This is a genomic window from Chloracidobacterium sp. (genome assembly GCA_016715795.1).
Classification (GTDB): Bacteria; Acidobacteriota; Blastocatellia; order Pyrinomonadales; family Pyrinomonadaceae; genus OLB17.
Window position 1 is genome coordinate 1,164,431 of the sequence record JADJXP010000002.1, and the last position, 11,631, is coordinate 1,176,061.

The 11,631-nt window shown below is 54.6% G+C and carries 8 protein-coding genes; 5 read left to right on the plus strand and 3 right to left on the minus strand.

Translation table 11 applies throughout. The features are described 5' to 3' along the window. Positions 1–135 precede the first annotated feature (135 nt). Both IPM59_10315 and IPM59_10320 read left to right on the plus strand, forming a co-directional pair. Positions 136–1,539, plus strand: coding sequence for a sigma-54-dependent Fis family transcriptional regulator (locus IPM59_10315; protein MBK9215974.1), 1,404 nt, complete (start codon positions 136–138; stop codon positions 1,537–1,539). Beyond that, positions 1,536–3,488: a PAS domain S-box protein gene (locus tag IPM59_10320; GenBank protein ID MBK9215975.1), complete on the plus strand. Its 1,953-nt coding sequence runs from the start codon at positions 1,536–1,538 to the stop codon at positions 3,486–3,488. Before IPM59_10315 ends, IPM59_10320 begins: the two co-directional genes overlap by 4 nt. Here IPM59_10320 and IPM59_10325 read toward each other — a convergent pair. Then, entirely contained in the window at positions 3,465–3,911 is a 447-nt protein-coding gene (locus IPM59_10325) for a universal stress protein (GenBank protein MBK9215976.1), read from the minus strand. The genes IPM59_10320 and IPM59_10325 overlap by 24 nt on opposite strands. A gap of 186 nt (positions 3,912–4,097) precedes the next feature. Then, complete coding sequence (locus tag IPM59_10330) at positions 4,098–5,471, minus strand: aminotransferase class V-fold PLP-dependent enzyme (GenBank protein ID MBK9215977.1); 1,374 nt, start codon at positions 5,469–5,471, stop codon at positions 4,098–4,100. 154 nt (positions 5,472–5,625) lie between these two features. On the opposite strand from IPM59_10330, the gene nrfD reads away from it, so the two are divergent. Beyond that, positions 5,626–7,203: a polysulfide reductase NrfD gene (nrfD, locus tag IPM59_10335; protein ID MBK9215978.1), complete on the plus strand. Its 1,578-nt coding sequence runs from the start codon at positions 5,626–5,628 to the stop codon at positions 7,201–7,203. A gap of 134 nt (positions 7,204–7,337) precedes the next feature. Here the strand turns inward: nrfD and IPM59_10340 are convergent, their stop codons facing one another. Then, positions 7,338–10,061: an ankyrin repeat domain-containing protein gene (locus IPM59_10340; GenBank protein ID MBK9215979.1), complete on the minus strand. Its 2,724-nt coding sequence runs from the start codon at positions 10,059–10,061 to the stop codon at positions 7,338–7,340. Between the two features lie 136 nt (positions 10,062–10,197). Here IPM59_10340 and IPM59_10345 point away from each other — a divergent pair, with 136 nt between their 5' ends. Together IPM59_10345 and IPM59_10350 are read left to right on the plus strand one after the other, a co-directional pair. Further along, positions 10,198–10,917 carry a hypothetical protein gene (locus tag IPM59_10345; protein MBK9215980.1) on the plus strand — a complete coding sequence of 240 codons (720 nt, stop codon included), beginning with the start codon at positions 10,198–10,200 and terminating at the stop codon, positions 10,915–10,917. Between the two features lie 216 nt (positions 10,918–11,133). Next, on the plus strand, positions 11,134–11,628 hold the full coding sequence (locus IPM59_10350) for a uracil-DNA glycosylase family protein (GenBank protein ID MBK9215981.1): 495 nt from the start codon (positions 11,134–11,136) through the stop codon (positions 11,626–11,628). Positions 11,629–11,631 lie beyond the last annotated feature (3 nt).

Genomic DNA, 11,631 nt, shown 5'->3' on the forward strand with positions numbered 1-11,631 from the left:
GCGCACTCCCCTCGCAGGAACCTGTGATAGAAATCACACGCATCGGCCCACATACGCCCGTTGAGTCACAGGTTTTTTGCGGTGCCGCAACCAAAATTGCTACACTTCGGTTAAGCTTGATCCGTCGGCGTTAGAATGACCAAACCAACCGCCAGAATACTCATTGTGGACGACGACCGGTACGTCCGGATGGCGCTCTCGGAAGCCCTGCGAACGTGGGAATACGAACCGATCCAGGCGGACTCGATCAAGACGGCCGAAGAGGCCATTTCCAGAGACGAACCTAGTGTTATCCTGCTTGATATCGATCTTCCTGACGGTTCCGGCCTTGATCTGCTAAAGAGGATAAAGACCTCTGGACCTAATACCATCGTCATCATGATCACCGGGAATGTTGACGTCTCAAACTCGATCGCGGCCCTGCGTGGCGGTGCACATGACTTCATCGGCAAGCCCGTTCGGGCTGAGGAGCTGCGCATTACCCTGCGAAACGCGCTCGAGACGCGTGAACTTCGTCGAGAGGTCATGCATGCAAGGTCAGAGCGGTCTCGGGGCTTCAGTTTCGATGAGATTATCGGCAGTTCCGAAAGTCTTTGTGCCGCCAAGGAACTCGCCCGACGCGTTGCCGTTTCCGATGTCACATCGATCCTCCTGAACGGAGAGACCGGCACCGGCAAGGATCTTTTCGCGCGCGCGATCCATTTTTCTTCGGATCGCGCGGATGCTCCGTACATGGCGATCAACTGTGCCGCGCTGCCCGCGACGCTTATCGAATCGGAGTTGTTCGGCTATGAGAAAGGCGCTTTTACCGATGCCAAGCAACGAAAAGAAGGGCTTCTTGAGCAGGCCGAAGGTGGAACAATATTTCTGGACGAGATCGGCGAGATGGAACTGTCGCTACAGGCAAAGCTCTTACGAGTGCTTGAGGAGAGTTCGTTTCGGCGGGTGGGCGGCCTCAAGGACATTGGCTTCGACGCCCGCATCATCGCCGCTTCGAACCGCAACCTCAAGGCAGAAAGTGAGAAAGGACTCTTTAGGCTCGACCTGTATTTTCGCCTGTCCGTGATCCAGGTAGATATACCTCCGCTCCGAGACAGGGAAGATGACGTGTTGGAGCTTGCGGAGCATTATATCCGTGCCGTTAACCTTAAACGCCGCGGAAAACCGCTAAAAGGGCTTTTGCCCGAGGTAGAAGACACCTTTCGTCGTTACCGCTGGAGCGGCAACGTTCGCGAATTGCGTAATGTGATCGAGCGCGCATCAATACTCGAAGATGGCGATCATGTTTCGCTCAGGCACCTGCCTGTCGACATGCTTGACGACGAGAATTCGGCCCCTTCCTGTCGCCATGGAGCCATTCATCTGCCCAAGAACGGTGTCGCTCTCGGTCAGGTCGAGATAGAACTCTGTCGTCAAGCTGTAGAACGCACCAGCGGCAATCTGACGCGTGCCGCCAAGCTGCTCGATATTTCGCGTGACCAACTCCGTTACAAGCTCAAGAAGGCGGGTATCGACTCGTCGCATATGGAGGTCGAATGAGAGTGGCGTCTCAGCCAAGCTCCCTTGAAGAGTCCCAAGATCAAGGTGCTCTCAAGGAACTCACTGACCTTAAGCGGGCCCTCGATGAATCTGCCATCGTTGCCATCACGGACCGCACCGGGCGGATCACTTACGTCAACGATAGGTTCTGTGAGGTTTCAAAGTATCGCCGTGAGGAGCTACTCGGCCGTGACCACAGGATCATCAACTCCGGATACCATCCGAAATCATTCATTCGCAACCTGTGGGCGACGATCAGCGCCGGTGACGTCTGGCGGGGAGAGATCCGAAATCGAGCGAAAGACGGGACACTCTACTGGGTTGATACGACGATAATCCCGCTTCTGGATGAAAGAGGGTGTCCGATCCAGTATGTCGCGATCCGCTATGAGATCACGGACCGGAAGCTGGCCGAGGATCGAATCAGGCAGCAGGCCTCATTACTCGATAAAGCCCGCGACGCCATCTTCGTCTGCGACCTCAACTTCCAAGTGCTTTACTGGAATAAGAGCGCCGAGAGAATCTATGGCTGGTCGGCAGAAGAGGCATTTGGCCGTCTCGCGGCAGACCTGTTATGCGGCGGCGATCCAGCGTTCATTATCGAAGCAAGCGTTTATCTCTCCGATCACGACGAATGGCAGACCGAGGCGATCAATTACACTCGTGACGGTGACAAGATCGTCGTCGAAAGCCGCTGGGCGCTTGTTTGCGCTGATGACGGAACTCCTGATTACTACCTGATCACCAACACGGACATCTCGGAGAGGAAGAGTACAGAGCAGCATCTGCTTCGTGCCCAGCGCCTGGAATCGATCGGCACCCTTGCCGGCGGTATCGCTCATGATCTGAACAACATCCTCTCGCCGATCATGATGGCGGTTGACATGCTCCAGCTGAGCGGGCCTGATCGTGAGACTGAACGCTGGCTTGGCATCATCCGAGAGAACTCAGAACGCGGTGCAGACCTTATCAGGCAGGTGCTTACCTTCGCACGGGGCATGGTCGGTGAACATGTATCGGTCCGCCTGAAACACATTCTAAAGGACTTTGTCGCCGTCCTCACCGAGACGCTCCCAAAATCGATCTCCCTGGAATACTCGGTCGACCCCGAACTCTGGACAATATCGGCTGATCCGACACAGATCCATCAGGTCTTTCTGAATATGTCGATCAATGCCCGCGACGCGATGCCGGAGGGCGGAACGATCGTTATCCACGCCAAGAATACAACGATCAACGAAGGTAATGCGCCACCCGGCTTCGATGCCGAACCGGGGAACTACGTACTCGTCACGATAAGCGACACAGGGACCGGTATGCCACCCGAGATACTGAAGCGGATATTTGACCCGTTCTTTACAACTAAGGACATCGGAAAGGGAACCGGCCTCGGACTCGCGACGGCTATGACGATCGTCACCAGCCATGGCGGTTTCATCGGTGTCCAGAGCGATCCTGGCCTTGGCACTCGCTTTTCGATCTACCTCCCATCCGCTGAGGATTCGAGCGACTCTGATGAGAGCACTGCGGCAGATGTCCTTCCCCGAGGTAACGGGGAGATGATCCTCGTCGTTGACGACGAAGCAAACATCCGCTCGGTCGCCGAGGCTACTCTCGCCAAATTTGGTTACCGTACGCTGCAGGCAGGAACCGGATCCGACGCGCTCCGCATCTACAAAGAGAATGCCACACAGATCGCAGCCGTTCTGACCGACCTCGCAATGGCGCGCATGGACGGTCTTGCCCTGATAACAGAGCTTCGACAATTGAGGCCCGGCCTTAGGATCGTTGTCATGAGCGGCTTGATCACTGACACGCAGACGGCTGAACTCACATCACTCGGCGTTGATGAGTGCCTGCTCAAGCCCTACTCGGCCAGGGCATTGATCGAATGCTTTGGCCGCATCTTCGCGAAGGGCCGACTGCTACTTCCTGACAACGAAAACTGAACACGGTGCATGGTGGACAACGCCGTCCGACACTGAGCCTAGCAAACGTCCCCAAAAGCCACGGCCGTGCGAACCGACAACGATGACATCGGCTCCCCATTCCTTGGCCTTCTCGACGATCTGATGGTCAGGTGATCCTCGGAGGATCTCTGTTGCAAGTGAAACCTTGACGGATCCGAAATGGTTCTCGATGATCTCCCTTGCCTCCTCGACAAAGGTCTTGCATTGATCCATGACGGCCTGCTCGATCTTCTGATAGTATTCGGCCGAGATGGCGAATGGCTCGGCCGTGATCGGGGGTGCGTCCTCAAATGCGGAAACGACCAAGATTTCCGAACTCTCAGGCCGAACCAGGTCTTCACATGCTGCTTCGATCGCTGCTTTGCTATAATCCGAACCGTCAGTGGCTATCAATATTTTCATTTCCGATCCTCCTGTCTGAAGTGCTTCGCCTATGATCGACGCAAATTCTATTCCTGCGTGATCCAAAGGCCCTTCCGGCTACATACCTGCGATCATGCGCGGAAAATTACGTAAACCCTTGGGGTCTTGCGAGCTTTTTCGCGCCGAAGGGCCACACCGGAGTCGGCATGACCGTGTCGCTGAGGTCTATTTGGTCGTCGCGAGTATCCGTAGGATGTCGTCTTCGGTAGTGTCGGGATTGATAAAGCAGAACCGCGCGACCGACTCTTCAACGCCTCGAACAGACCATTTCGTCGGGGCGACCAGCGCCAGTCCGTCGCGGTGGTTCTTGAGCGTCCATGCGACATAGTCCTCATGTTTCCAGCCTGTGCGTCGAAACAGCACGCAGGAGAGACTGGGTTCGCGAACGAGTTCGAGATGATCGGCCTCATCCACTAGTCGGGCAGCGGTTTGTGCCCGTTCGACGCCATCCTCGACGGCCTTCGCGTAGCGGTCCGTTCCATGCATAGCGAGAGAGAACCACAACGGCAGGCCCCGCACACGCCTCGTTAGTTGGATCTGATAATCCGCCGGGTTAAAGCCCTGATAGGCCTTATCGTAGAAGATGTCCAGGTATGATCCGCTCTGGGCATGCGCGCGTCGGGCGATCTCAGGGTCACGGTAGATGATCGCGCCGCAGTCGTACGGTGAAAACAGCCACTTGTGGGGATCGATAGTCACGCTGTCAGCGAGCTCGATCCCTTTGAATAACGGCCGCAGCTTGGGCGATGCTAGAGCTCCGCCGCCGTAGGCGGCGTCCACATGGAACCAGATCCCTTCTTGACGGCACATCGTTCCTATGCCCTCGAGGTCATCGATGATCCCGGCATTCGTCGTTCCCGCGGTGGCGATGACGGCGAACAGTCGGTCACGGTCTTCTTTGCTCAAGCCATCGAGTTCATCCCTCAGCATTACGCCCTCAAAACGGTTCTCCGTTGGGATCGTGCGCAACTCGGCATCGACGACACGTGCCATCGCACTCACGGACGAATGGGCACCCGACGATGTCAAGATCAGTCCCTTCTCTTGCCCGCCCTCGATCTGTCGCTCTCGCCATGCCTCGCGGGCCGCTACAATTGCGGAGAGATTTGCCTCGGTGCCGCCGCTTGTAAATACCCCAAAGGCTCCATCGGGCAATCCCGTCAGCGAAACCAGCCACCTGATCGCTTCGTTCTCGGCAAAGATACAGCCCGCGCCCTCAAGCCAGAACGCGCCGTGCACGCTTGCCGCCGAGGTCACAAGGTCGAACATCACGGCGGCCCGGCTCGGTGCCGCGGCGACAAAAGCCAAATGCCGCGGATGATCGATTGAAATGCTTGCGGGCAGCAGAACCTCGCGGAACAGCTTGAATGCCCTCTCGCCCGTGATGCCCGTCGGCGTGATGGTATCTCCGCAGTCCGCCTTGAGTTCCTCCTCAGTCCTCGGCATTCCAAGCGGCGGATCGGCGTTCGTGATGCGCTGGATGGCAAATTTCATTACATCCAGCGTCATATCGACAAGTTCAATGTCAACGTTATGCATACACGCCAGTGTCGCTCGGGGCACTAAATGTGTAAAATGACCTAGATCACATCGATAGGACAAGAATTGCCCACGAACACACGAAATACACTAAACAAAAGTCATGTTGTTGTTTCGTGTCTTTCGTGTATTTCGTGGGAAAATACTCCGTTCAATGAACTACGGCTTCATTATCGACAACCGAAAGTGCATCGGCTGCCACGCGTGCACGGTCGCGTGCAAGGCCGAGCACGAGGTGCCGGTCGGGGTTAACCGCACTTGGGTCAAGTACATCGAGAAGGGGACGTTTCCCGATACGCGGCGGCTGTTCAGCGTGATGCGGTGTAATCACTGCGCGGACGCGCCGTGTGTGGAGATATGTCCGGTGACGGCGCTGTTTACACGCAAGGACGGCATCGTCGATTTTGACGACCGCCGCTGCATTGGTTGCAAAGCGTGCACGCAAGCCTGTCCCTACGATGCGATCTACATGCACCCCGACGATCACACGTCGGCCAAGTGCAACTACTGCACACATCGCGTCGACATCGGTCTCGAACCAGCCTGTGTCAACGTCTGCCCCGAACACGCGATTATCTCGGGCGATATGGACAACCCTTCGTCCGAGATCTCGCAGCTACTTGCGCGCGAAACCGTCTCCGTCCGCAAACCCGAAAAAGGAACCAACCCGAAACTCTTTTACATTGACGGCGACAAAGCCTCGCTCGACCCGAACGCCGCCCATCCCGACAGCGACTACATGTGGTCGAGCCAACGGAGGCGTTCGGACACTCTTGTCCGCATGGGGGCGGAGCCCGAACGGTACGTCCAGATCGAGCAACGTCGGAGGAATCAGGCCGCCGAAGCCGACGGCCTTGCGGACAAGAGTGTCCGCGCTCCACGCCGTGTTTACGACGCTCCCAACAAAGGCGTGCTCTGGGGCTGGGAGGTCTCGGCCTATGTCTGGACAAAGGCGATCGCGGCCGGCGCGTTCGTCCTGCCGGTCGCTGCGGGATGGTTCACGGAAGTTCCGCAGCAGCTAAAACTCATTAGTGCATTCGTGGCGATTGTCTTCTTAGCGATCACCGGCGGCTTGCTCACAAAAGACCTTGGCCGCCCGGAACGCTTTCTCTACGTCCTTCTTCGGCCGCAATGGAATTCGTGGCTCACGCGCGGAGGCTATATCATCACCGTTTACGGCGGCTTGCTCACGGCGTGGCTAGCGGCAAACTATCTCGGCTGGCAAACTGCTCTCACCGTCATCGAACCGCTCGGCGTCGCCTTCGCCCTGCTCACCGCCGTCTACACCGCGTTCCTTTTCGCCCAGGCCAAGGGCCGCGACTTCTGGCAATCGCCGATGCTCGCGATCCATATGGTCTTGCATTCGCTCATCGCCGGCGGAGCGGCATTTATCGTCTCGGATCTTTATTTCAATTGGGGCAGCACATGGATCGGCGGGCTAAAGATGTTCACCGGCCTCTTCCTGATCCTCAACCTAATCGCCACCACGATCGAGTTGACGACAACCCACGCCACCAACGACGCCGCCACCGTCGCCAAAATGATCACCCGCGGCCAATTCAGCCGCCAGTTCTGGCTCGGCACGATCTTAACGGGCCACATCATGCCGCTGCTGCTCTTTATTTTTGGTCCCGAAGTTGCGACGGTCCCGGCAGGAATGTTAGTTCTGATAGGGTTGTATTTTGGAGAGCATATTTGGGTGAAAGCCCCTCAAACGATCCCATTGAGTTAGGAGACGGAAGATGGTCGTAAATTCTTAATTTTCACATCTCACTTCTCAATTAATTTTCGTCGGCGAACACATCTGGGTAAAAGCCCCGCAACTGGTGCCGTTGAGTTAGGTGAATATTATCATTTGATCTCGCACTAAATATTGCGAAAGCGCATTATGATAGCAAGCAGCACATCCAACGAATCATCACAGCCAGCACAAATTATCGGGCCGTAGCCACCAGTTCCACTTTGTACCTGCGCCGCCGTATTGTAAAAGTAGAAGTCTTTCTTATCCTCTTTATCACCTTTTTTGTTCTTGATTAAGACCTTAAGACGAAGCCGAAAGATGGGTCTTCCTTGATTTCCCTCTACTTCCTTTTTTAGATCGAGAACTTTGTCATATGACACAGTAAAATCGCCCCAACAACAACTTGCTGAAAACGACAAGTTTCCTTTCGTTACGCTGACCGCAGCGTTTACCATGTTGTTAATGCCTGCACCTGAATTAAGTCGTATCGGAATAGTAATCGTTTCGCCGGCCTCAACGTCGTCAATTAGGTTTTGCAGACCTCCAACAGGCATGTCGACATTCTTGCCGTAAAGAAGTTCGTTCGATCCATAAGGCAGCCCGGAATTTTTCCAAGGTAGCTGAGATGGAACTCGTCTCGGTTCACTGGATATCTTCTCGACTCTTGTCGGACCACTGACACTCCCGATTGTAGCTATCGGTTCAGCTGAGTTGAGCCGTAAACCGTCGATCTTTACGGGCGTGCCCGCTGGCCAATGAATTTCCTCTGCATTCAATTGGAAGACAGTGCCACTACCGCTGCCCGAGAATACAAAACGAGACCTCACCGTCCCCTTGGGCGGAATTTCAATTTGTTCAGAGTTTGTGCCCATTATCATGCTATTTCGAATGATATTGGCGGAGTCATATCCTTCAGCAAAGTACCTAGCACCATTCTCATCGATCAGATATGGGCCGACGGCGGTCGACAGCAGGCGATTCTTTTCTTCCCATCCGATCTTGAGCGATTTACTAGTCAGGTTTTCGAAGGTGAGTGTCGCAACGTATCCGCTACCCGTCTTTGACAGTGATTCCACGGTAACTTTGAAGTTAGTCGATTGCCAAAATGGTTTCTCGTTCGCGGACGGAGCAGTGGTAACACGAACCGCAGTCCATTCTCGACGATCTTCACTTCGAAGAATCAGGTTGGCCTCGTTCAACATGAGGATCGATTGAGAATACTGTACTGACTTACCCTTTTCGACTATATTCCTCTTGATTAGGACATCATCTTCGATTCTCCAAGACCCGTTGATTGCGCCGTTCCTGTATTTGCAAACGAAACTCCCGTCGGCACGGTATGTACATAGGCTGTTCTCGTCCTGCCAGCTGCCAACGACAAGGGAGCCAAAAGATTCCTGACGATAACCGGCAATATTCTTTAGTATCGGTATAGTCCTTTTTGCCCCGGCAATTCGAGCTATATCTAACGCCGTCTTTCCCTCTTCATTTTTGACGTTAGGATCTGCTCCTTTCTCAAGCAAGCGTTTAACCACCGCACTTCGGTCGCCCTCGGCCGCAAGCATCAAAGGTGTAAAACCGCCATCGCCTTTTGCTGCAATGCTTGCTCCTCTCACGAGTAGTGCGTCAACGATAGTCAAATGGCCATGATTTGCGGCGTACATCAGCGCTGTCCATCCAATGTCATTGCTTAGGTTCACATCTGCGCCCTTTTCTAACAGCAAGAGAACAATCGGCAACGAACCGCCTGGTGCCTCGTCGGTTCCTGACAGGGCAGTCTGTTCATGTACCGTGGATGGTTGGTGGGCGACTGCATAAATGAGCGATGTTGATTGATCTATACCTCGCTTGCTAACATCTGCGCCGTTATCAAGCAGAAACTTGATTACATTCAGGTGGTTAGGCCTATTCGCGTTATCCGGGTAGCTCCCCGCCATCGCCGCACCTAGGAGCGGTGGCTGGCCTCTTCCTCCATTCACGTCGGCTCCTTTTGCAATCAGCAATTGCACGATTGGCAAATTTCCTCGTTGTGCAGCCCAATATAGGGCTGTGCCGTCCGAGTAACTTTTCGCATTGACCGCATCGACCTTAGCTCCTGCGGCAAGCAGTGCTTGGACGATATCTAAATGTTCGTCGCGAGCCGCGACAATGAGCGGTGTCTCTCCGTCGCCCCCAACGCCTATCTCTGTCTTTGCGCCCTTTGCAAGGAGAAGCTTAACGATATGAAGGTGGTTGCCAGAAACCGCTTTCATCAGTACAGTTTGACCAGATAATTTGTCGGTAGCATTGACGTTCACGCGTCCGGAAAGCAGGCGCCGTACCGTGGTCAGGTCGCCTTTTTCGGCAGCTGTACCTAGCTGGGTTTCGAGCGGAACAGGTGGCGGTGCCGGAGCGAACGATTGCCAAGTTTTTACAGAGAAATCCTCGATTCGCCACCCCTTTTCTGTGTTACGTAGTGCGGACGTTCCTCGGAGGCGTACTCGCGTACCTTTTCTGAGAAGCTCCGTACGTGCAATCAACGTGTCCAAACCACCAACAGGTTGGTAGACGACCCCAAAGTGGCGCCAAATCCCCTCGAAGGGATCGCCGGCCTTATAACAATCCCGCGTTGCAATTATGTCTGCTTGCCATTCTATTGTGTATAAATTGAATGCCGTGGCATAGCCGTTAGTTTTTTGAAAACTGGACAACGATAAGGCCCCCTGTGATTCGGACTGTACTCGGATACGTAGATACCCGCCGACAGTGGCCTCGATCGGGGCGGTCGGTTGGACGCGTTGGGCTTGAACTTGAGCCACAATCGCGAATATTAGTGTTCCAAAGGATAGGTAACGAGTTACGGTTAACATTTTTCCTCCAAGCTGCAAAAAACGGATATCGAGCGTTATACACCCAATCTTCCGCAGGTGCAACACAAAACATCAGCTTGATTTTTTGGACATCCAAGTCTATATTTCTTACGCATCAAGGGAGGGCTTAATAGATATGGCAGAGACAGGACATGCGCGGAATGTGGCTAATTTTGATACGTTGATCGCGTTTTGCGAGGGTTATGGTGGTGACTATAAGCCTTCGAATGCGTTGATCACGGTGCCGAATTTGCAGGCGTTGTTGGCGCAGGCTCAGGCGGCGTTGGATGATGTGCAGACGAAGCTCGCGCCGTGGAAGAACAAGGTGGCCGACCGAGAGAATATTTACGAAGGCATCAGGCCGTTGACGACGCAGGTGTTGGCGGCGTTCGAGGCGTCGGGCGCGTCGGCGAACAAGGTTGACAATATGAAGACCTACCAGCGTCAGGTGCACGGTGCGAGGGCAAAGGCGTTGCCGCCGGACGACCCTTCGACGCCCGAGGACGAGAGCAAGGGCAACAGCGTTTCGCATCAGAGCTATGTCCAGATCGCCGAGGCGTTCAGCCAGATGATCGAGATCGCCGAAGCCGAGCCGCTTTACACGCCGAATGAGACGCATCTGCAGATCGCCACGCTTCAGGCAAAGCTCGCCGCGATGGAAACCGCCAACACTGACGTTACCGATTCAGCCGTGCCGCTCAGCAACTCGCGCATCGACCGCAACGCCGTTCTCTATGCCAACGAAGACAACCTCTGCGACCGTGCGGGCCTTGTCAAAAAGTATGTGAAATCGCTCTACGGAGCGTCGTCGCCGCAATACGACCAAGTGTCCGGCCTCGAATTTAAGAAACGCTAACTCGTTGGGCCTTTGTCCGGGCCTGAAAAGTCTCTGTCAAACGTCGCGGTTCGTTCGTCGGGCCGCGATTTTTGTTGATCGGAACGTGATATTTGATCGGCTGGTTTCGTTATTGGAGCGGCTCGTCTCGAAACGCCGCTGTCGGACCTCGAAAAGTCTTTGGCGACGGTCGAGAAAGCGTTGGCGGAAACCGAGAAGGCCGCGTAGAATGGCTTAATGGACACGGAAAAACGCGCGAAGCTGGAAGAGCTTCAAGAAGAGATTTACGCGACGATAGAAAAGGCTTGGCTTTTCCCGTCAAACGGTAAGGTGCAAGGCTTTCTGGGCACTGGGCCGATCATGATCGTTGCGGAGAGACCTTCAACAGGAACGTTCTTCCGGACTCCTGACCAATTGCTGTATGCGTTAATGGAGAAGTACGGCGCGGCAAACGCTCATTTGACCGATGTGATCAAATCTCGCGGCAAGGTCGGTGCTCCGTATCCCGATGACATCCGCGCTGACCGTGCGTTTTTTGATCGAGAGCTTGAAATCGTTCAACCGACGAGAATCATAACGTTTGGACAGAAGGTTCACGATCTGCTTCAGTTTACGCTTGCAGGTTCGGGAATACCTGTCATTCAGACTTGGCATTATGCGTATCCGGGACGTTATCCAAACAAACGAGTGGCTTTCGAGGAACAGATGAGGAACGCTTGCGACCTGTCGTAACAA

What these genes read in the sequence shown, in the direction of transcription:
- IPM59_10330 (MBK9215977.1), bottom strand. Translation starts at nt 5,471, where the DNA reads ATGCATAACGTTGACATTGAACTTGTCGATATGACGCTGGATGTAATG.
- IPM59_10315 (MBK9215974.1), top strand. Translation starts at nt 136, where the DNA reads ATGACCAAACCAACCGCCAGAATACTCATTGTGGACGACGACCGGTAC.
- IPM59_10340 (MBK9215979.1), bottom strand. Translation starts at nt 10,061, where the DNA reads ATGTTAACCGTAACTCGTTACCTATCCTTTGGAACACTAATATTCGCG.
- IPM59_10345 (MBK9215980.1), top strand. Translation starts at nt 10,198, where the DNA reads ATGGCAGAGACAGGACATGCGCGGAATGTGGCTAATTTTGATACGTTG.
- nrfD (MBK9215978.1), top strand. Translation starts at nt 5,626, where the DNA reads ATGAACTACGGCTTCATTATCGACAACCGAAAGTGCATCGGCTGCCAC.
- IPM59_10325 (MBK9215976.1), bottom strand. Translation starts at nt 3,911, where the DNA reads ATGAAAATATTGATAGCCACTGACGGTTCGGATTATAGCAAAGCAGCG.
- IPM59_10320 (MBK9215975.1), top strand. Translation starts at nt 1,536, where the DNA reads ATGAGAGTGGCGTCTCAGCCAAGCTCCCTTGAAGAGTCCCAAGATCAA.
- IPM59_10350 (MBK9215981.1), top strand. Translation starts at nt 11,134, where the DNA reads ATGGACACGGAAAAACGCGCGAAGCTGGAAGAGCTTCAAGAAGAGATT.